Raw genomic sequence first — 20,982 nt, 5'->3', positions numbered from 1 at the left:
GTGACCTATCCTCATAGCAAGTGCATAGCACTTGAGAGGCTGCGCACCGCCGTCAGGAACGAAACAGCGGCTGTTCACATACACACGGCTGCTGAATTGGCGGATTGCTTCAAAGGCGCCGCATAGGTTGGCTTTGCTCCTTAAAGCCAGCGACAGGGCTTTGGACGTGCAGACGGCAGCGCTAGCATGGTGACCCGGGTTGCTGACGTATTCCGTCTTTGCTCGCGACCGGTACGGAGGAAGCAATGGTCTTCCACGGTCGAACACGACAAAACGGAAGATCTGAAATATGCGCAGGCCTGTTTGGCCGTGCCCCGGCAATCCTGGGCGGCTCCGGACTCGATCGTAGCGATAACGTGCTCTACGGAACATGCGGCCTCAGCCGATGGCGAGATCGACGGATGGCATAGCAAACTCTTATGGTAGCTTACCGCGTTGCACAACGACATGTTGCGCTCTCATCGACTCGGGTGCGAGCGTTGATACATTTCTTGGAGCGCGTTGCTAACATTGCCCGGACAGTCCAGATCGGGCGTCACGAGCAAGTGTCGCCAGATCGGTTTCGAGCTTCGGTTGATTCAAGAAGATTGCGTCTATTAGCGCCTGCGCCGGCTGCTCGGCGGACTCAACCAGCGCCGCCCTCTCGGCCCGCGCAGGGGGAGCGAACACACGTTTGACGACAGTCGGCGAGCCCTTGAGCCCACATTTGGAGATGTCTTCGACACCTGCATCTTGCGCGCTCCATTTCACGATTTTGGCTCGCGCGGCACGCAAGGCATCCGCCATCGCGCCTCGCCGAATCTGATTCGTCGCCTCAAGCATGGTGATGAGGCAGGGCAACCTAGTGTGCAGAACCTGCACACCGCCTTCCGAGCGCCGCTCCGCTTCAATTGTTTCATTGGCGACGTCCACGGATCTGACCTTCGCAACGTAAGTTAGCTGCCCTACGCCCAGTCGCTTCGCGATGCCAGGACCAACCTGCGCTGTATCGCCGTCGATGGTCTGCTTTCCCGTGAAGATGAGGTTTGCCGGACCATATGCCTTGCCAATTTTCCGGATCGCTGTTGCAAGCGCATACGTAGTGGCCAGCGTATCCGAGCCCGCAAAGCAGCGATCAGTAAGTAGGACGGCGCGATCAGCACCATAAGTCAGCGCCTTTCGCAACGACTCCTCTGCCGATGGCGGCCCCATGGTAAGCACGGTAATTTCGCCACCGAACCGATCGCGCAGCCCCAGCGCGGCCTCGAGCGCGAATAGGTCATACGGGTTGATGATGGTCGGCACTCCCTGACGCATGATTGTATTGGTCACGGGGTGCACGCGGATCTGCGCCGAGTCCGGAACTTGCTTGATGCAGACAATATTATGCAAGGTGTTGCTCCTAAAGTTACGTCAGCTGGGAAGAGAACAGCAAGTGTTGTACCATCCCCGCCGCTTGGGACCGCTCGCTGTCACAAGGCTTAAGACCGGGTAGTGCGCCCTCTCTACCCCGCGCTTCCTGAAAGGGATGCCGGCACAAAGCAGGCTCGGACAGCGCTGTTTCGCAGCACCACGCTGGCAAGTGGCGGCGGGACTGCTTGCGGATTGACTGCCGCTAATCCCCTGCAGGCCCGGACCGGTCGATGGTCATTAAGCATTGCGTTCGCCAATCCGGCTTGATTGAGATAAGGATCATAGCTCTTTGCATTTCGAGCAACCGGCGGTTCGCGATTGTGCGACTCGCAAGTGAGGCTCTCCGCCCCATCTGTCGCTGAATAGTTGAGCCCTTCTCGGGGTCGCGGCAAGCCGACGCCCCCGGCGGTCCATTCCCCTCAGATTGCTAGATTAACTACGCGGACCGTCTTCACTTATCGATTTGGCGGAATCAGTCCAGGCCGATGCGGGGCGCTCAGAACCGCTTTATCTCGATTCCGTATTTCCTCAGCGCGTAGCCGACTTGGCGCGGGGTTAGCCCGAGTAGGCGCGCTGCCTTGGCCTGCACCCAGCCAGACTTTTCCATAGCCGCAACGACCCGCTCGCGATCAGCCATTCTCGCACCACTAACGAGAACTGTGCCGGAAGGTGCCAATGAGCCCGGTTCGCAGACAGCCTGCGGCGGAGGGGCCGTTTCAGCCAGCGGGATGATGGACTTTGCAGGCACCGGTTGCATCGGTGCCGCCGGGTCTGTCTTGCCATACGATGTGCTTTTCCAAAGCGTCGTGGAAAGGCATTGGCCTTGGCTGCATGCAAAGTCACTTCTTACAATCGATGATCCGGCACTGAGTGTCGCGGTCCGCTCGATGCAGTTCTCGAGTTCGCGGACATTTCCCGGAAATTTACAGCTCATCAGTACATCGATCGCACTCGCCTCCAGAGTAAGAGAGCGGCCGTTCTCGCTGTTAAACTTTCTGAGGAACTCTCTTGCGAGCAGCGGAATATCACTGCGTCTTTCGCGAAGCGGCGGCAACAACAAGGGAACTACGCTAATACGATAGTAGAGGTCCGCGCGGAATTCGCTCCTTGCCACAGCCTCTTCAAGGTTCCTGTTGGTCGCAGCTATCACCCGAACATCGACTTTAATCGTGTGATTGCTGCCGACGCGCTCGAACTCCTGCTCTTGCAGAACTCGCAGCAACTTCGCCTGGAACGGAGGTGAGATCTCTCCGATCTCGTCAAGAAATAGCGTCCCTTTGTCAGCAAGCTCGAAGCGCCCCTTGCGGGCGCTGACAGCACCGGTAAAGGCACCTTTCTCATGGCCAAACAATTCCGATTCCAGGACCGTCTCGGGGAGCGCCGCGCAATTCAGCTTAACGAACGGCCGCTTAGCACGAACGGACGACTCGTGAATGGCCTTGGCTACCAGCTCCTTCCCGGTACCGGATTCGCCACGCAGCAGAACCGTGCTGTTTGATCTGGCTACAACGACAATCTTCTCAAGCAGTGCGCTCAGCGCCGGGCTGTCGCCAATGATCCCGTGTGCCTGAAGCTGCTTGCGCTCGCGAGCGGGCGGCCCACGATCAACTGTCTGTTTCTCTAGCCGGTCCTTGTCCACCAACGATTGTTCGCGATCGCCGGCGAACAAGCGATGTAACTTGATCGTTTGTCCTATCACGTTCGCGACCATGGCGAGCAGCCGCGCATCGTACTCGAGAAGACTTGAACTGCCTTCCGGGATACGGTCGATCGTCAGCGTACCAACGACCGTCGAATCAACGCGAATCGGGACCCCGATGAACGCTACCGGTATACTATCAGAGGCGCCGAGAACCTCCCGGTCGGCAGCGCTGAAGGCCGTCTCGGCGGCTACATTCTCGACCATAAGAGACCTGCCTGTCGCTACGATCTCGTGGATTGCTTTCTGCGGCACGCACGTCCGGTAACGTTCGTCAGTGCCTTCGCTCCAGCCGGCGCCAACTGTAAGTTCTGGAACGCCGTCATCGTTGAACAGCGAGACGAGGCCGTGTCGCATCTGCACAAACGATTGCAGAAGACCGAGAACGTTGGCCAAGGTGACTTCGAGCCGGCCGGGAGCATTTAGTATTTTCGATATTTCGTAGATGCCGGCCAGCGCGCTCTCATGCGACGGCTCCCCCGGGGGGGCACGCTCCGGTTCCGGCTGCGAGGCAGGTCTTTCGCTCGAGGAGGGGATATGCAGCATAAGCCTGTCTCCGTTTCCTTGATCATCCTCCCTGGACCCATGTCCGGATTGGCGAGGTTCGTTTTGCATGTCACTCTCGATCTAGCGCCAAGTGTTGACGCGATGACATCGAACCGTGACACTTTTTCATGGCACGACAGTAAACTTGCCGTGTGCCTTCGATTCATTTTCTGTTGATTGTATGCGCGTGGTCAGCGGAGAACGTGAGTCCGTTGGGAAGCTCAAGTCAGCTTCGCCGCCGGGCCGGCCGCTTCACAGATGCTGGCCACCGTTGATCGGCACCTCGGCACCCGTAACATAGCTCGCCGCATCCGAGCATAGGAAGAAGATGACCTTGGCCACTTCGTCCGGAGTACCCACTCTGCGCAGCGGGATACTTGCCACGACGCGCGCTTCCGCGTCGGGCGACAGCATGTCGGTCCTGATTTCGCCGGGCGCGATCGCATTGACGCGAATGCCATGCGGCGCATAGTCGTGGGCCAATTCGCGTGTGAGGCTCGCAAGCGCAGCTTTCGAGGTCGCATAGGCGCTACCGGCGAATGGGTGCACCCGCGAGCCCGCGATTGAAGTCACATTCACGATCGATCCTGACGCGGCTCTTAGCTCATCAAACAAACCCTGCGCCAGCAGGATCGGAGCCACCAGATTAAGATGAAAGACCCTCATCCAGGTATCGGTTGAGGTGGTCAACGATGTCATCCGATCGCCTGTGGGCGTTTTCGGCGACACACCCGCATTATTCACCAGCGCGTGCAAGGGCGCACCGGCCAAGCGTTTCTTAACCTCGGTGATTGCGCGCGGCAGCATTCGATGATCGCCGAGGTCGACCTGGAAATGATCGTCATTCCCAGCCTCCCAGGGGCATCGCTCGCCGTCGAACGGTTGGCGTGCGCAAGAAATGATGCGCCAGCCTGCCTCCGAGAATAGCTTGGCAGTGGCATGGCCAATTCCGCGCGATGCCCCGGTGAGTAACATCACCTTCGGTTCTCCACGATCAACGCGCGCATTAACGGCGTCAACGAGGCGATCCAAATGTGCTTCGGGCAGCGGACCTCGGATCAGATTGTCATTTGGCAGATCGAGACCCACGGCCGCCTCCTCTACTTTTGCGCCCGCGCACGCGTAGCAGGATTTGCGCCACTGCGATGTACGTAAATGCGCTTCCGTTTTGCGTCCTAATGTCGCGCACGCGGAATGCTTGGCGCATTCAAGACAGCGGAGGTGAGCTTTCTGACAGCGATGGTGACTCTGCTACGTAAGTTCGCGAGCACTCGCCCGCTTCATGAAAGGGCTACCCAGCCCGCGTTCGCTTTCACGATCGCACAACCGTACGAGCCTGCGGCTGGCCGGCGCCTCTCGTCGAAGTCGAAAAATGCCCGGGGATAACGGCCACGGCCATCAGCCGCCCCAACATAAAACTGATGTACCAAGCTTGCACGTTAGATTCGTCGGCGGCCACTTTTGATCTATCGCGCCATGCTCTGAGCGGCACTGGATTTCGCGGCGCTAGTTCCAAGCATGAGCTGGCGAGCTGAAATGTTCATCCGTGATTGAGCGTTGTTTAGCTTCCGTCTGCGGCCCGCCCGAAGCGAAGACGAAGGCGTGCTCCTTCTGTAAAACGCAGCGGCACTTTAGGGCCGTTGTTGTCGAAGCCGCGCCTTAGCCGAACGCATTCGGCCGCGGCTTCGTTCTCTTCGCCCCTGGAACGTTGCGGCAATGACAGCCCGCGGGCCAGAAAATCGTCGCCCGGAGAAGAACTTCCACGGCTATCGGACGTAAAGAGCGGCGGTGAGATCGATCGATAGCGGTACGACGACCCCACCTCGTTTAGGTGGACGGGATGAGCGAGACTCGCGCGTGGATTTGACAACGCGAGGGACGCTCGTTCCATGCATCAAGACAGACATCAAGACGGGCATGATGCCGCCTCCTATCAGCGGATCGAGGTGATCACAGGGGAGAGGCGACGGCGCAGTTGGAGCGATGCGGAGAAGGCGCGGATCGTGGCCGAGAGTGCCGATCCGGAGACGAGCATTTCCGAGGTGGCTCGACGCAACGGGGTGAACCGGGGACTGCTCAGTGTGTGGCGGCGCCAGGCGCGGCTCGCGTCGAGCGAAGCGCCGCAGTTCGTGCAAGTCAGGCTCCAGGCCGCCGTCGAGGCGCAGCCGAACGCGATCGATAAGGCGCATGTTCTGACGGATCCGGCCGAGCGGATCGAGGTGATGATCGCGGGCGCGACGGTGCGCGTGCCCGTCGGCGTCGACGCCGCGACGCTGGAGCGCGTGCTGGCGGCGGTGAGATCGACGCGATGATCTCTTTCGGTCCAATGGTCCGTGTGTTCGTCGCGACGCAGCCGATTGACTTTCGTAAAGGCGTTCATGGCCTTGTCGCGCTGGTAGCGGAGGGATTAGGCGGCAAGCCCTACAGCGGTGACGTTAGAGCTGGCCCCGCAAATTCGGACAGTAGCTTGAGTGGATTTTCTGCCTGACAGCGGCGAGGATTCTTGCTGCGAATCAGGAGCGAAGATGACGAAGAAGAGCCGCCGGACGCATTCTCCGGCATTCAAGGCGAAGGTTGCTTTGGCTGCGGTCAAAGGCGACAAGACACTGGCGGAGCTGGCGCAACTGTTTGATGTTCATCCGAACCAGATCACGATCTGGAAAAACCAGCTCCTGGAAGGCGCCGCCGGCGTGTTTGGGCATGACAAGACATCGGCCGAGACGCCGGTCGATTTGAAGGCGTTACATGCCAAGATCGGCGAGCTGGCGTTGGAAAACGATTTTTTGTCCGGCGCGCTCACCAAGGCGGGCCTGCTGAGCGCAAAGCGATGATCGACCGCGATCATGATCTTTCTATCGTGCGCCAGGCGAAGGTCCTGAAGCTGGCTCGCAGCACGGTCTACTATGAACCTCGGCCAGTTTCGGCCGAGGACCTTGCCTTGATGCGTCGGCTCGATGAGCTGCATCTCGATTATCCCTTCGCGGGAGCGCGTATGCTGCGATCGTTGCTGCGGCGGGAGGGCGTATACGCCGGTCGCCGCCACATCGCGACGCTGATGAAGCGCATGGGGATCGAGGCGGTCTATCGTCGCCCGAACACGAGCAAGCCGGCTCCGGGTCACAAGATCTACCCGTACCTGTTGCGCGGATTGAAGATCGAGCGGCCCGACCATGCGTGGGCAATGGACATCACCTACATTCCGATGCGGCGTGGCTTCGTCTATCTCGCGGCGGTCGTCGATGTGTTCAGCCGACGGGTCCTGGCCCATCGCGTCTCGATCACAATGGAGGCGGCCTTCTGCGTCGAAGCGGTCCAGGAGGCGTTGGCGAAGCACGGCAGGCCCGAGATTTTCAACACGGATCAGGGCAGCCAGTTCACCAGCCTCGAGTTCACCGATGTGCTGCTGGACGCGAAGATCGCCATCAGCATGGACGGCAAGGGCGCCTGGCGCGACAACGTGTTTGTCGAGCGGCTCTGGCGCACGGTCAAATACGAAGAAGTATATCTCCGCGCCTACGACAGCGTGTCCGAGGCGCGAGCGTCAATTGCCAAGTATCTGGCCTTCTACAATCAGGGACGCCCTCACTCGAGCCTTGACGGGCGCACGCCCGACGAGGCTTACTTCGGCACGCAAGCTATGGTGATGGCCGCATGACCGTCGCCGACGGTTTTGTCGTCGCTCTGGTCGGGCTACGCCCTCCCGACGCAACGACAAAACCGTAAAGCCCCGCGTTCAGCATAACCCGGCAGGAATCCACTTAAATCCAGCGGGGCGCTGTCCAAACAACCGGGGCCAGCTCTGTTTATGTCTTCCGATCGAAGCGATCGGATCGTTTGAAGCTACTGGTTTTTGACGGCTCGGGAATGGTTCTAGCGACGAAGTGGCTGGAGAATGGGGGCTTTGCCTGGCCACCTGTTCGCGAGGGTACGATGCCGGTGACGGGGGCGCAACTGGCGATGCTGATTGAAGGTCTTGCGGAGTGGTCGCGTGTGGTCCCGAAGGTGACGAAGCGGCCGACGAAGGTTGCCTGAAGCGTCTTGTTTTGCTGGCGATTGCGAGTGCGTTCGTGTAGCTCTGCGATATGGCGCTTCGCCCCGAAGATCTCCCCTCTGACCCTGCGGCTCTTGCCGAGATGGTGCTGGCTTTCGAAGGCGAGAACGATGATCTGCGCGCAGAGATCGCCACGTTGAAGAGCCTGATCTTCGGCGCACGATCGGAGCGCGCGGCGATCGTCTGCGCCGAACAGATCGCGTTTGATCTGGAACGGACCGCCGGCTCACAGCTCCCGGCCAATGACGACAAACCGGACGCGCCGCGGCCGGAGCGGCGCAAAGCGAAGCGCAACATCGGCGCGCTGCCGGCGCATCTGCCTCGGGTCGAGCGGGTGATCGAGCCGGCGTCCACGCTGTGCCCGTGCTGCACGGGTCAGATGCATCGGATCGGCGAGGAGAGCAGCGAAGCGCTCGATCGGGTTCCCGCGTGGCTGCGCGTGCTCCGCACGATCCGTCCAAAATACGCCTGCCGCTCCTGTGAGGGCCCGATTGTCCAGGCCCCGGCACCGGCGCGGCTCGTCGAGGGCGGCATGGCAACGACGGCGCTGATCGCGCATATCGCCGCGGCCAAATATGCCTGGCAATCGACGCTCTATCGCCAGACGCAGATCCTGGCGGGTCAGGGTGTCGTCGTCGACCGTCAGACGCTGGCGCGCTGGATGGGGAGCGCGGCGTGGCTGGTCAGGGGCCTCTACGATCTGCAACTGAAGACTATGCACGGCTTCGAGCGGCTGTTCTGCGACGAGACGCCGATGCCAGTGCTCGATCCGGGACGCGGCCGCACGAGGATCTGCCAGTTCTGGGCGCACGCGACGGACGATCGGGCGTGGAAGGGGCCGGCGCCGCCGGCGGTCGCCTACGTGTTCGCAGGTGGTCGCGGCAAAAAGGAGATCGTGGCGCAGTTAGCCGGCTTCGAAGGCGTGCTGCAAGTCGACGGCTATGCCGCCTACGCCTCGCTGGCGGGCGATGCGATGATGTCGGGCCAGATCCAGCTGGCGTATTGTCTCGTTCACGCGCGCCGCAACTTCGTGAGGGTGCACAAGACGACGAACTCACCCTTCGCCGCGGAGGTCATCGAGCGCATTGCGGCCGTCTACGCGATCGAGGAGAGGATCCGCGGTCTCGATGCTGGGGAACGCCGCGCGACGCGACAGGCCGAGACGAAGCCGCTGATGGAGGCGTTGAGGGCCCGTCTGATCGCGGTGAAGGACGGGATCTCCCGCCGCTCGACGGTAAACGGTACGAGAGGCCCACGGAGCCACGGACTTGGTGCGGACGGCCTACGCACCGCGCTTGAAGCGTATAGGCATCCAGAACTGCCGGAGGGCCTCGACGGTTGCTGGAATGTTGCGCCAGGCGTTTTGGATGATGGGCTGCGTTCCCAGCGTGCGCCGGGCCGGGGGTAGCAAGGGTCGACCGGCGTCGTCGATGCAATGGACCAAGATCGGCCGCAGCATAAGGTGTTCGGTTCCATTCGGGGGGAGAAGCCGCGACCAGACGAGAAGCCGAAGCTTCATGACGGCGTAGAAGCCCATGCACCAGGGCTGCGGGTCGACTTCGCCGTCCGGTGATCGCACGAACAGCGGCTCGAAGCTCTCCGGTCTCGTCGACAGCGTCTCGCTGATAGCGTTGTGGCGCATCAGCGTGGCGGCGATTGCCGAGAACTCCTCGGTGTCGTGATTGAAGGCGTCGGGATCTACGCCGAGGAGCGGGCACACCCATTCCTCGGACGCCATCGAGACCGGCCCGGCGACGACCGCGGCCACCGCGCCATCGAGCATGGAGAGCGACGTCGCCCGCGGATGCCGAAGCGTCGGCGACCTGGCGCGCTTGCTGATCCATTGCCCGAGCCGTTCGAACGACATGGCATAGTCCGCCATCGTCGTCTTGCGTGCTTTTCGCGTTCCCCGCCCTTGCTTCGGCTTCGTCATGCCACGGCCCGCTTTTCGGCTTCGCGTGCGGCCTTCCAGTTCCAGGCCAGAAGTTCGTGAAGCTGGTTGGTCTTCGTGGCGCCGCTCACCATGCGATCGAGAACGTCGACGAGATACGCCTCGGGGTCGAGGCCATTCAATTTCGCTGTGTTAAGAAGCGAAGCGAGTATCGCCCAGGTCTCGCCCCCGCCTTCGTCACCACTGAACAACGAGTTCTTTTTTCCGATCGCAATTGGCCTGATCGATCGTTCGACCGTGTTGGTGTCCGGCTCGAGCCGCCCGTCATCCAGGAACGTCGTCAGGCCCTGCCAGCGTTCGAGCATGTAGTCGATCGCCTTGATGAGCGTCGAGCGGCGGGAGATCCCGTCCTTCACCGCGATCAGACGGGCCCTCAACGCCTCCATCAGCGGCTTCGTCTCGGCCTGTCGCGTCGCGCGGCGTTCCCCAGCATCGAGACCGCGGATCCTCTCCTCGATCGCGTAGACGGCCGCAATGCGCTCGATGACCTCCGCGGCGAAGGGTGAGTTCGTCGTCTTGTGCACCCTCACGAAGTTGCGGCGCGCGTGAACGAGACAATACGCCAGCTGGATCTGGCCCGACATCATCGCATCGCCCGCCAGCGAGGCGTAGGCGGCATAGCCGTCGACTTGCAGCACGCCTTCGAAGCCGGCTAACTGCGCCACGATCTCCTTTTTGCCGCGACCACCTGCGAACACGTAGGCGACCGCCGGCGGCGCCGGCCCCTTCCACGCCCGATCGTCCGTCGCGTGCGCCCAGAACTGGCAGATCCTCGTGCGGCCGCGTCCCGGATCGAGCACTGGCATCGGCGTCTCGTCGCAGAACAGCCGCTCGAAGCCGTGCATAGTCTTCAGTTGCAGATCGTAGAGGCCCCTGACCAGCCACGCCGCGCTCCCCATCCAGCGCGCCAGCGTCTGACGGTCGACGACGACACCCTGACCCGCCAGGATCTGCGTCTGGCGATAGAGCGTCGATTGCCAGGCATATTTGGCCGCGGCGATATGCGCGATCAGCGCCGTCGTTGCCATGCCGCCCTCGACGAGCCGCGCCGGTGCCGGGGCCTGGACAATCGGGCCCTCACAGGAGCGGCAGGCGTATTTTGGACGGATCGTGCGGAGCACGCGCAGCCACGCGGGAACCCGATCGAGCGCTTCGCTGCTCTCCTCGCCGATCCGATGCATCTGACCCGTGCAGCACGGGCACAGCGTGGACGCCGGCTCGATCACCCGCTCGACCCGAGGCAGATGCGCCGGCAGCGCGCCGATGTTGCGCTTCGCTTTGCGCCGCTCCGGCCGCGGCGCGTCCGGTTTGTCGTCATTGGCCGGGAGCTGTGAGCCGGCGGTCCGTTCCAGATCAAACGCGATCTGTTCGGCGCAGACGATCGCCGCGCGCTCCGATCGTGCGCCGAAGATCAGGCTCTTCAACGTGGCGATCTCTGCGCGCAGATCATCGTTCTCGCCTTCGAAAGCCAGCACCATCTCGGCAAGAGCCGCAGGGTCAGAGGGGAGATCTTCGGGGCGAAGCGCCATATCGCAGAGCTACACGAACGCACTCGCAATCGCCAGCAAAACAAGACGCTTCAGGCAACCTTCGTCGGCCGCTTCGTCACCTTCGGGACCACACGCGACCACTCCGCAAGACCTTCAATCAGCATCGCCAGTTGCGCCCCCGTCACCGGCATCGTACCCTCGCGAACAGGTGGCCAGGCAAAGCCCCCATTCTCCAGCCACTTCGTCGCTAGAACCATTCCCGAGCCGTCAAAAACCAGTAGCTTCAAACGATCCGATCGCTTCGATCGGAAGACATAAACGTCACCGCTGTAGGGCTTGCCGCCTAATCCCTCCGCTACCAGCGCGACAAGGCCATGAACGCCTTTACGAAAGTCAATCGGCTGCGTCGCGACGAACACACGGACCATTGGACCGAAAGAGATCATCGCGTCGATCTCACCGCCGCCAGCACGCGCTCCAGCGTCGCGGCGTCGACGCCGACGGGCACGCGCACCGTCGCGCCCGCGATCATCACCTCGATCCGCTCGGCCGGATCCGTCAGAACATGCGCCTTATCGATCGCGTTCGGCTGCGCCTCGACGGCGGCCTGGAGCCTGACTTGCACGAACTGCGGCGCTTCGCTCGACGCGAGCCGCGCCTGGCGCCGCCACACACTGAGCAGTCCCCGGTTCACCCCGTTGCGTCGAGCCACCTCGGAAATGCTCGTCTCCGGATCGGCACTCTCGGCCACGATCCGCGCCTTCTCCGCATCGCTCCAACTGCGCCGTCGCCTCTCCCCTGTGATCACCTCGATCCGCTGATAGGAGGCGGCATCATGCCCGTCTTGATGTCTGTCTTGATGCATGGAACGAGCGTCCCTCGCGTTGTCAAATCCACGCGCGAGTCTCGCTCATCCCGTCCACCTAAACGAGGTGGGGTCGTCGTACCGCTATCGCTCGACGCTCATCAAGGCGATCGACTACATGCTCGAACGCTGGCAGGGCCTGACGACGTTCCTGGATGACGGGCGGCTCGAGCCGGACACCAACACGGTCGAACGATCGATCAGGCCAATTGCGATCGGAAAAAAGAACTCGTTGTTCAGTGGTGACGAAGGCGGGGGCGAGACCTGGGCGATACTCGCTTCGCTTCTTAACACAGCGAAATTGAATGGCCTCGACCCCGAGGCGTATCTCGTCGACGTTCTCGATCGCATGGTGAGCGGCGCCACGAAGACCAACCAGCTTCACGAACTTCTGGCCTGGAACTGGAAGGCCGCACGCGAAGCCGAAAAGCGGGCCGTGGCATGACGAAGCCGAAGCAAGGGCGGGGAACGCGAAAAGCACGCAAGACGACGATGGCGGACTATGCCATGTCGTTCGAACGGCTCGGGCAATGGATCAGCAAGCGCGCCAGGTCGCCGACGCTTCGGCATCCGCGGGCGACGTCGCTCTCCATGCTCGATGGCGCGGTGGCCGCGGTCGTCGCCGGGCCGGTCTCGATGGCGTCCGAGGAATGGGTGTGCCCGCTCCTCGGCGTAGATCCCGACGCCTTCAATCACGACACCGAGGAGTTCTCGGCAATCGCCGCCACGCTGATGCGCCACAACGCTATCAGCGAGACGCTGTCGACGAGACCGGAGAGCTTCGAGCCGCTGTTCGTGCGATCACCGGACGGCGAAGTCGACCCGCAGCCCTGGTGCATGGGCTTCTACGCCGTCATGAAGCTTCGGCTTCTCGTCTGGTCGCGGCTTCTCCCCCCGAATGGAACCGAACACCTTATGCTGCGGCCGATCTTGGTCCATTGCATCGACGACGCCGGTCGACCCTTGCTACCCCCGGCCCGGCGCACGCTGGGAACGCAGCCCATCATCCAAAACGCCTGGCGCAACATTCCAGCAACCGTCGAGGCCCTCCGGCAGTTCTGGATGCCTATACGCTTCAAGCGCGGTGCGTAGGCCGTCCGCACCAAGTCCGTGGCTCCGTGGGCCTCTCGTACCGTTTACGATCGATCACGCGGGTTTGCGACTTTCACGAAGCCATAAGCGCTTGCGAGTTGTCTTCAATCAGGATCAACCGGCCCGGATCGTTCAAATCGAATTCTATAACGCGTGGGGCGAAAAGACGCGCATAGCGCGTAAAAGCGCTCGTTGGCGGAAAACGGATCACCGTGTCGCAGCGGGCAAGGAGATACATCTCGGTGAGGGCAGAAAAGCCGCCTTCAGCTCCGAGGGCGGGATGGTGCAATGGGCCCGCTTGAGGCGCCTGGAACTGCTTTGGAATCGCGAAGACATCGGGAAATTTAACCGAAACCTGCTCGAGGACGAGCGCACTGTCCGTGCACAGGAACGCCCTCACAGGTTTTGCGTGGGATAAACTCCTGGCCTCATCAATGGCATTGTAGATCTGCCGCAAGGCGCGCTCCGTGTCCGCCCAGTAAGGGGCATGCCCCATAATATCTTCGCCATTGCCATGCCGGACATGAATGCCGATTACGCTGTACGGCTCAAAGTGCTCGCGGTAGATAGCATCAATCCGGGCCTGAATTTCAGGCCGCGGCTTAATACTCCGGAAGATTTCTCGTTCCGCTTCCTGATCGCAGCGCCACATCAGGCAGGCATCACACACAACCGTGTTAGCGTCACTATCTCTCTGACTTTGGAACAGTTGATCGAGTTGATCGCGTTCCCTGAAAATCTGCTCGTCCGGTCGATAGATGCAATCGAAAGATGGCTTGTTCCACCATGTTGGAAAGAATGGTCCTGGAAACGAACGCGTATTGATGTCGTCATCGCAAATTACTCGCACTCCGCCAATGTCTTCAACCGGTTCGAAGAAGACTGGAAAGGCATTGGTGAATGGTTCATCAAGATAACAAGATCCCCGCCAATCAATGGCTAGCGTCCGTCCTGTCTGCTTTGCAAATCGCCAGGCTGCCGCGAGTGACCACAGACAGTCGCCAAACCCCGTACGTCGCCGGGACACTACGAACCGATCATTGCTCGAACCGCTAACCATCTGCCTTGCCTTTTCGCGCGCTCCTGGTTGGACAAGAGACGTCAGTACAGACGTCTCGCGTATCTTCTCGCCCGGCGTCACGGCCTGAAATCGCGGTGCCGGCGAGCTGCATCGGCAGAACTTCATAGCAGGGCTATCCGTGACGGGCCGCGTTCTCTCAATACGATCGTCCTTTCTTCAACGGTGTTGCATCGACCTGCCCGAAGCCCGATGCCCGATGCCCCGCTCTGCATCGGATGGCCTGGTCCCCTCACATGCACGCATGGGCGTGGCCATGCGCATGAGTCATGGCTATGTTCCGCTTTGTACATTATCGTGACCGCAAGCCGCGTGCAGCGGATGCAGGCGAACGCCCCGAAGCTCCCATACGAGCCGCAATTCCTTCACAAGATCTTCACGCTTGGCCTGGTCCAGCAGGGCTGTGTCGAAAAGCGACCCGAGCGACGCCTCGCCCTCGATTCGCATCAAGATCTCGAAAAGCTCAGGTGAGATACGCATACTAGGGTCTGTACCTAAATAGCGCCACGTGATTCTCTTGCCTACGTGTTGATTCGGGGGCGAGAGAATGCGCGCTGGTTTGTTTTGGCTGAACGACAGGCAATGGGCGCGTATCGAACCGCATCTGCCGAGGGGACTGACGGGGCCGGATCGGGACGACGACCGACGCATCGTCAGCGGCATCATTCACATGCTGCAATCGGGTGCACGATGGCGTGATTGTCCACGTGAATACGGCCCTTACACGACGATCTACAATCGCTTCAATCGCTGGGCCAAGCGAGGACGATGGTGCGCAATCTTCGAAGCGCTGGCCAAGCCTGGCGAAGACGGCGTCGTACTGTCGCTCGACTCGACCTCGATTAAAGCTCACCGGTGTGCCTCCGGCGGAAAAGGGGGGAGCACAATCAAGCAATCGGCCGCTCGCGCGGAGGCCGCACGACAAAAATCCATGCGCTGAGCGATCCGCTCTGCCGGCCGGTCGTCCTGCATCTGACTCCAGGCCAGGATGCCGATATCGCTGCGGCTCCCGATGTCCTGGCGCTCGCGCCACCCATGAGCGTGCTCCTCGCCGACAAAGGGTATGATGGCGACAAGCTTCGCGGCGAAATCATTCGTCGTGGCGCCAAGCCCGTAATCCCCAATAAATCTAACCGTGTCGTCATCCATCGCTTCAACAAACGCGCCTACAAAGGACGAAATGTCATCGAACGCTGCTTTTGCAGGCTCAAGGACTTCCGGCGCATCGCCACGCGATATGACAAGCTCGCCCGTAATTTTTTGGCCGCTGTTCATCTCGCCGCTCTCGTCGCATATTGGCTCAATTGAGTCTGGACCCTAGAGTGGGCGGAATGTCCCATGCGGATCTCGCAGACCGTTTCCTGCCGATCTGGCGCTATGTGGGAGCGAACACGATGAAGGGATGCGTACGGCGGCAATGACGCAGCCAGCGCACTCCAATCCTGCAGTGATGCTGGCCGCTTCCTGACGAGGAACGGCCCAACAACAAGTCCGTCCAGATCAGTCGTCAAAAACGTGGTGATCGCATCTGACACGGACTGCACGATCGGCTCGGCATTGTTGTTAAATGAGGTATTTAGAAGAATCGGAAGGCTCGTTCGCTTCTTGAACGCATTAATGACGTCCCAGTAGGCGGGGTTTGTCTTGCGCGATACGGTCTGCAGCCGAGCCGTCCCATCAACGTGCGTGATCGCACCGAGCACGTTACCCTTGGCTTCACGCACGCGAACTACGAAGTTCATGAAGGGGAGCTGCCGCGTGCCGTCGGGGAGCTCAAAGAACTCGCTCGCATCCTCCTCTAATGCAGATGGCGCAAAGGGGCGATAGCTCTCGCGCTTCTTGACCACCGCGTTGATGCGATCCTTGTTTTCCGCAGGCCGCGGGTCCGCTAGAATGCTGCGGTTACCAAGCGCACGTGGGCCGAACTCAGAGCGCCCCTGAACCCAGCCGATTACAGCGCCATTTGCCATCCAGTCCGCCGCACTGGATGCTATGTCATCACTTCGTTGAATGTCGAGGTGGCCTGACCATGCGTTGAGCTCAAGCTCTGTGGCTTGCTCGTTCCCAAGATCGGGCCCCCAATAAACGTCCGGCAGTCGCTCGCGCGGCGCTGGCCTGCCTAGCTCGCTTGATACCATTAATGCAGCGCCGAGTGCGCAACCGGCGTCGTGCGCCGCGGGTTGAACAAAGATGTCGTCAAGTAGCCCGGAATAAAGCAGCTTACCGTTCAGCGTGCAATTATGGGCCACCCCGCCAGCTAGGCACAGGCGTGTCATGCCCGTCGCTTTACGATGGTGCCGCAGGGTGTGAAACACGATCCGCTCCAGCGCTTCCTGCAGCGACGCGCTGACATCTCGATGCTGTTGGGTGAATGGCATTCCCTTTCGCCGAACCTGGATGTTGCGCAAAAGGGCTGGTCCGATTCGATCCAGGTGAACGCGATAGCCACCGCTGTCCAACAACTCGTAGAACTGCGCGAAGAGCTCGCGATAGCGATCGGGATCACCATACGGTGCAAGCCCCATCACTTTGTATTCGTCGAACATCCCGCAGCCGAGATATCGGATCGTCTCGAGATAGAACAGCCCAAGAGAGTTGTGTTCCGGGAAACTTACAAGCTGCGCAATTACGGTCCCGGACCCTACCGCCATTAAGCCTGAGAGAAAATCGCCCCCGCCGTCGATCGCAAACACCAGACTTTGCTCGAACCCGGACATGGCAAACGCGCTCACGGCATGTACTTCGTGGTGATTCACGAAGGAAACCCGGACGGATCGATCTCGGCCCCGAATTCCCGTGCCAACAGCTGCCGCAGCAACAGTTTGGGGTCCAACGGAACGGGCTGAGAAACAGAAAGGCGCTCGAGCATGGCTTTGCAGTAAGCTTCAGTCGCGTAGAACGCGATACGGTCGATGTCGCCGAGCTCGACTCCTGCGGTAGAAAGGCAGTATCGGATCGAATTGCTGGGGAACTTGTTGGAGTGCTTGACGCGGTTGAGGCGCTCCTCTTCGACAGCAGCAATTACGCGGCCGTCCTGCACAAGTACCGCAGCGCCATCGTGAAGAAATGTATTCGGCAGCTCCGGAGAGCTTTCATAGATTCTGTCAAGGCCGCCACTCAGTCCTATGCTCAACATCCCGTTCTCCATGGAAGGCCATGCCGTCCCACCGATCTAATCTGTACAGTCACGCGCAGCCGGTGCGCGTGCCAGGCAGCACAACACGACTTTGCAAGGTCCGATCGGCCGAACAGGCGGCCGTAGAGCTGGCTCGATCGCGGCTTCTCAAGGCCGTTTCACAAGCTGCTGTGACAGACCAGGTCACTCGCGAGCTACCGCGGAACGCATCATGACACTGCATCGCTTTGACTTTCTCCGTTTCGCTGAACTCACGTCAACGCAGCAGGCGGCGCCGAAATAACGCGATCGACGCGAAAAAGGGCAAGACCGCGTAAACGCAGAGCGCGCCTACGTGTAGGGCGGCATTGTCGGCGCCGCGCTCAAGCATCACTGGGCGAATAAGGTCGACCGAATGTGCCAGCGGCAACAAGCCGGCAAAGTGCTGAAATGAGTCGGGCATTTGGCTCGTCGGAAAGACCGCGCCACACAAGAACACCATGGGCGTAAGGACGAGCGACTGGTAAAACACGAAGTAATCGTAAGTTGGCGCAAGAGATATGACGACCATTGCCAGGCTGGCGAAGACAAGGCCCGTAAGGGCGATTGTCGGTATCGCACAAAGAACCGACGTCCAGGATGCATAACCCAGGGTGGCAGCGACAATCCCGATTGCTGTCCCGGCTAGAACGGACTTACTGGCCGCCCACACCAACTCACCTAGAACGATATCGCCAAGCGTGAGCTGTGTGAACAAAATTCCCTCCCAGGTGCGCTTGACATCCATCCGAGCAAAGGCTGCGTACAGAGTTTCAAAGGTCGCGGATGTCATAGCGCTAATCGCGACCATACCCGCCGCCAAAAACGCAATGTACGAAGTCCCCTCAACCCGTCCCACAATGAGTCCGAGCCCAAAGCCAAGGCCAAACAGATTGGTTATGGGATCTGCGAGGTTGCCGAGAAGCGATGCAAGCGCGACTTTCCTCCATGCCAAGTAATTTCGACGCCATACCGCGGTCCAATTGTACGCATTAGCCGGCATGACCGACGCATAACCATCATCCATCGCTCATTTCTCCATCTCGCGCCCGGTCAACCGCAAAAACACGTCTTCGAGATTCGGGGGGCGCTGCAGAACGCGAAGGTCCGTTCGCCCGCGCAGGTGCACGCTGATTTCGTCCGGACATCGCGCGTAACAAAAAAGCGTCTCTCCACTCACTTCGATATGCCGCGCATACGGCCTGATCAGCTCCCGGAGTTGATCTAGATCACCGCCATAGATCTCGATCACGTTGCAGCCGATATGCTCGTCGATCAAGGCGTCTGGCTTGCCTTCGGCGATTTTGCATCCACTCTCAAGCACGCATAGCCGATCGCAAAGGCGTTCGGCCTCTTCCATGAAGTGAGTGGTCAAGAGGATCGTCTTGCCGCGCGCAAGAAGAGCCCGCAGGCGTTCCCAGATCAGGTGGCGAGCATGCGGATCGAGCCCCGTCGTCGGCTCGTCCATCACGAGTAGATGTGGATCATTGATCAGAGCGCGCGCCAGCGTCAGCCGCCGCTTCATACCACCGGACAAAAGGGAGACGCGCACGTCCGCCTTGCTTTCAAGCCGCGCAAACTCAAGCAACGAGGCCACAACCGCTTCGATCGTGCGAGCGCTCATGCCGAAATAGCGGCCAAACACAAGCAGGTTCTCCCGCACGGTGAACTCGGGCTCAAGGTTATCGAACTGCGGCACCACGCCTACGCGCACGCGCGCCGCACGAGCGCGGGAAGGCACAGGCTCATCGAGGACCGTAATCTTGCCTCGATCGGGGGAAATCATGCCGAGGAGCATGCGTGCAATCGTACTTTTGCCAGCTCCATTTGGCCCAAGCAGCCCGAAGCACTCTCCGCGCGCAACCGAGAACGACAGGTCATTGACGATAACCTTGTCCCCGAATGACTTTCTCACGCCGACAAGGTCGATCGCCATATTGGACATGTTCATCTTAGGCTGACAGAAGTCGTTCCGTAGGCGATGACTTCTTGATGACCGTTTTGCTCCAGAGCATGCCCTCGCACCACACATGCTCGACGCGCCCCCATTGGCATGCCGCCGCAGCATCGGGAAAGAATCCCCGTCCATGGAGGTTGGCGCTCGTGGTGCAGAGCAGCGGAATGCCGGTGAGTTGCTCAAATTCGATGAGAAGCGCAGCAATTTTGTGAGGAGAGTTGCGGGAAATTGTCTGCAGCCGCGCCGAGCCGTCGAGATGTACCACTGCCTTGTCGCGCCAATTCGCCCGGGTTTGGTGATCGAATAGCATGTAAGGATCTGGCGTACCCGGGCTGAAGATCTCCGGCGCACGATCTTCCAGACAGATCGGCACCACCGGCCGGAAGTGTTCGCGCCGTTTGATGTCGTTGAGATGATCCTTCATCTCCGGGGACGTTGGGGCCGCAAGAATGCTTCTACCGCCCAACGCCCGCGGCCCGAGCCCGGCACACCCGGAAAGAAAGATGACGGGCTTGTTGTCAGCAAGAATCGAGGCAAGTTCAGGCAGACTGCACGGCGCCGCCTCCCAGTCCGGCGGAACCTCGCTCTCCTGCAGGGCGGGGCCACTGTAAACTGACCATTCCAACGGCTCGAAGCCATCTTGCGCTGCCATAGCGCCGCACGCCGCGCCGATTGCCGAGCCACTGTCATTTGGAAACGGCGGCACCCAGACATCATCGAATAATCCGGTCGCGCGAAGCGCGCTGTTCCATTTGATGTTGAGACCGCAACCTCCGGCGATGCATAGATTTCGCGCTCCCGGAAGCGACGAGTGCCGTAGCAGAACCATCGCGATCTCCTTAACGAGAAGACGTTCCAGAAACACATGAAACGACGCGAGGACGTCCTCCGCGCGCTTGGCCTTCAGGCGCAATGCGCTTGACTCGAAGAAGTCGTGAATAACTGCGAGAGACGCTTCCGCATTTTTGATGTTTTCGCGGTAGCGACGAGCCTGCTCCGTGTCAGCCGCTAAGCGCGTTTCATAAAGCTCCTGGAACACTTCCACGATGCTTTCGTCCACGGAACCAAGCTCGATGTAGGCCATCAGCTTGCCAGCAATGCCCAAATCCCAACTGGAGCGGTTCGGCTGCCGGTATGGGCCGAAGTGAAGGCCCGCGGCGGCATAGGCATGGCCAATCATCGGAAACAGCGATCCGATGAGCCGCGCGCCCTGGGGCTCGACATAGTAAAGGCGTGGAAAGATACAGCCGTCCCATACCAGACACAACGCGGGTTTCCCCGCGCTGGCGAAAGGACTGGTGCTATATGCTGAGGCGACATGGCCCGTGACATGCGGGTAGCTCTTATATGGAAACTCCTCGCCTCCGAGGAGGAGGCCATAGCAGTCGACGGAATCAAGGAGGCCCTCAGCATGACGCTCGACATATGGCGCGCCTTTTAGCGCGACCGGCACCGCTCCGCTTAGGAGCTGGAACTGCGATTCATTCTCCCCGTCCCAGCCATCAATCACGAACTGATCGATGTCGCGCGGATTCAGGCCATGCTCCGCCAAGGCGAAGTCGACTGCATCGAGATTGTCGACGGACTGATAGCGAGGACCATTGCCGCGCTTCTCTTGCTCGACGCAAAAAAGACGCCGACCGTCCTCGACGACAGCAATTGCTCCGTCATGTGTCAACTTTATTCCGCAGATGCGCATACGTCCTC

16 protein-coding genes and 4 pseudogenes are annotated in these 20,982 nt (G+C 60.4%); 8 read left to right on the top strand and 12 right to left on the bottom strand.

What is annotated here, in order from left to right; genetic code table 11:
• Positions 1-504: 504 nt before the first annotated feature.
• From ABIF91_RS21900 to ABIF91_RS21890, 3 genes are all read right to left on the bottom strand, one after another.
• Positions 505-1,371, bottom strand: a complete 867-nt coding sequence (locus tag ABIF91_RS21900; protein WP_028181712.1) for an electron transfer flavoprotein subunit beta/FixA family protein — start codon at positions 1,369-1,371, stop codon at positions 505-507.
• A gap of 517 nt (positions 1,372-1,888) precedes the next feature.
• The gene (gene nifA / locus ABIF91_RS21895) at positions 1,889-3,637 is read right to left on the bottom strand and encodes a nif-specific transcriptional activator NifA (RefSeq protein WP_028152566.1); all 1,749 of its coding nucleotides are present in this window, start codon (positions 3,635-3,637) and stop codon (positions 1,889-1,891) included.
• Between the two features lie 252 nt (positions 3,638-3,889).
• Complete coding sequence (locus ABIF91_RS21890; protein WP_011084833.1) at positions 3,890-4,726, bottom strand: SDR family NAD(P)-dependent oxidoreductase; 837 nt, start codon at positions 4,724-4,726, stop codon at positions 3,890-3,892.
• 800 nt (positions 4,727-5,526) lie between these two features.
• On the opposite strand from ABIF91_RS21890, the gene tnpA (ABIF91_RS21885) reads away from it, so the two are divergent.
• From tnpA (ABIF91_RS21885) to tnpC (ABIF91_RS21865), 5 genes and pseudogenes are all read left to right on the top strand, one after another.
• Positions 5,527-5,949 carry an IS66-like element accessory protein TnpA gene (gene tnpA / locus ABIF91_RS21885; protein ID WP_424578819.1) on the top strand — a complete coding sequence of 141 codons (423 nt, stop codon included), beginning with the start codon at positions 5,527-5,529 and terminating at the stop codon, positions 5,947-5,949.
• Positions 5,946-6,074 (top strand): annotated as a pseudogene (gene tnpB / locus ABIF91_RS21880) (IS66 family insertion sequence element accessory protein TnpB); the annotation flags it as partial. The gene tnpA (ABIF91_RS21885) and the pseudogene tnpB (ABIF91_RS21880), both read left to right, overlap by 4 nt.
• 88 nt (positions 6,075-6,162) lie before the next feature.
• Positions 6,163-7,292 (top strand): IS3-like element ISRj2 family transposase gene (locus ABIF91_RS21875; RefSeq protein ID WP_129557670.1). Its coding sequence is split into 2 segments (ribosomal slippage): positions 6,163-6,415 and positions 6,415-7,292, totalling 1,131 coding nucleotides; the frame shifts between segments, so codons are not numbered across the junction.
• Between the two features lie 107 nt (positions 7,293-7,399).
• Positions 7,400-7,669 carry an IS66 family insertion sequence element accessory protein TnpB gene (gene tnpB, locus ABIF91_RS21870; RefSeq protein ID WP_424579811.1) on the top strand — a complete coding sequence of 90 codons (270 nt, stop codon included), beginning with the start codon at positions 7,400-7,402 and terminating at the stop codon, positions 7,667-7,669.
• Between the two features lie 50 nt (positions 7,670-7,719).
• Positions 7,720-8,913, top strand: a pseudogene (gene tnpC, locus ABIF91_RS21865) (IS66 family transposase); the annotation flags it as partial.
• Between the two features lie 57 nt (positions 8,914-8,970).
• Here the strand turns inward: tnpC (ABIF91_RS21865) and ABIF91_RS21860 are convergent.
• From ABIF91_RS21860 to tnpA (ABIF91_RS21845), 4 genes are read right to left on the bottom strand one after another with little or no spacing between them, the layout of a single operon-like run.
• Entirely contained in the window at positions 8,971-9,621 is a 651-nt protein-coding gene (locus ABIF91_RS21860) for a UPF0149 family protein (RefSeq protein ID WP_063712394.1), read from the bottom strand.
• The gene (gene tnpC, locus ABIF91_RS21855; RefSeq protein ID WP_035681142.1) at positions 9,618-11,168 is read right to left on the bottom strand and encodes an IS66 family transposase; all 1,551 of its coding nucleotides are present in this window, start codon (positions 11,166-11,168) and stop codon (positions 9,618-9,620) included. The genes ABIF91_RS21860 and tnpC (ABIF91_RS21855) overlap by 4 nt, the downstream gene beginning before the upstream one ends.
• A 50-nt stretch (positions 11,169-11,218) precedes the next feature.
• A complete protein-coding gene (tnpB, locus tag ABIF91_RS21850) occupies positions 11,219-11,575 on the bottom strand; it encodes an IS66 family insertion sequence element accessory protein TnpB (RefSeq protein WP_018273742.1) in 357 nt (118 codons plus the stop codon).
• The gene (tnpA, locus tag ABIF91_RS21845) at positions 11,572-11,994 is read right to left on the bottom strand and encodes an IS66-like element accessory protein TnpA (protein WP_424578819.1); all 423 of its coding nucleotides are present in this window, start codon (positions 11,992-11,994) and stop codon (positions 11,572-11,574) included. The genes tnpB (ABIF91_RS21850) and tnpA (ABIF91_RS21845) overlap by 4 nt, the downstream gene beginning before the upstream one ends.
• Before the next feature lie 97 nt (positions 11,995-12,091).
• Between tnpA (ABIF91_RS21845) and ABIF91_RS21840 the strand changes: the two are divergent.
• Positions 12,092-12,439 (top strand): annotated as a pseudogene (locus ABIF91_RS21840) (IS66 family transposase); the annotation flags it as partial.
• Positions 12,436-13,086 (top strand): UPF0149 family protein, encoded by a 651-nt coding sequence (locus tag ABIF91_RS21835; RefSeq protein ID WP_063712394.1) that lies wholly within the window; start codon positions 12,436-12,438, stop codon positions 13,084-13,086. The pseudogene ABIF91_RS21840 and the gene ABIF91_RS21835, both read left to right, overlap by 4 nt.
• A gap of 73 nt (positions 13,087-13,159) precedes the next feature.
• Here ABIF91_RS21835 and ABIF91_RS21830 read toward each other — a convergent pair whose 3' ends face one another.
• A complete protein-coding gene (locus ABIF91_RS21830) occupies positions 13,160-14,272 on the bottom strand; it encodes a nodulation protein NodZ (RefSeq protein ID WP_080660152.1) in 1,113 nt (370 codons plus the stop codon).
• A gap of 439 nt (positions 14,273-14,711) precedes the next feature.
• Here ABIF91_RS21830 and ABIF91_RS21825 point away from each other — a divergent pair.
• A protein-coding gene (locus ABIF91_RS21825; protein ID WP_110115998.1) for an IS5 family transposase occupies positions 14,712-15,472 on the top strand; the annotation gives its coding sequence in 2 pieces (ribosomal slippage) (positions 14,712-15,051 and positions 15,051-15,472; 762 coding nt in all).
• A gap of 2 nt (positions 15,473-15,474) precedes the next feature.
• Here the strand turns inward: ABIF91_RS21825 and ABIF91_RS21820 are convergent.
• The 4 genes and pseudogenes from ABIF91_RS21820 to nodU all read right to left on the bottom strand — a co-directional run.
• Positions 15,475-17,300 (bottom strand): annotated as a pseudogene (locus ABIF91_RS21820) (carbamoyltransferase family protein); the annotation flags it as partial.
• 256 nt (positions 17,301-17,556) lie between these two features.
• A complete protein-coding gene (locus ABIF91_RS21815) occupies positions 17,557-18,345 on the bottom strand; it encodes an ABC transporter permease (protein ID WP_011084828.1) in 789 nt (262 codons plus the stop codon).
• A gap of 3 nt (positions 18,346-18,348) precedes the next feature.
• A complete protein-coding gene (nodI, locus tag ABIF91_RS21810) occupies positions 18,349-19,269 on the bottom strand; it encodes a nodulation factor ABC transporter ATP-binding protein NodI (RefSeq protein ID WP_424579384.1) in 921 nt (306 codons plus the stop codon).
• Position 19,270: 1 nt separating this feature from the next.
• Positions 19,271-20,974 carry a nodulation protein NodU gene (gene nodU, locus ABIF91_RS21805; protein ID WP_424579383.1) on the bottom strand — a complete coding sequence of 568 codons (1,704 nt, stop codon included), beginning with the start codon at positions 20,972-20,974 and terminating at the stop codon, positions 19,271-19,273.
• Between the last annotated feature and the right edge of the window lie 8 nt (positions 20,975-20,982).

Source organism: Bradyrhizobium sp. USDA 241 (assembly GCF_049739505.1).
GTDB lineage: Bacteria > Pseudomonadota > Alphaproteobacteria > Rhizobiales > Xanthobacteraceae > Bradyrhizobium > Bradyrhizobium liaoningense.
This window is presented reverse-complemented; position numbering and strand designations above follow the sequence as displayed.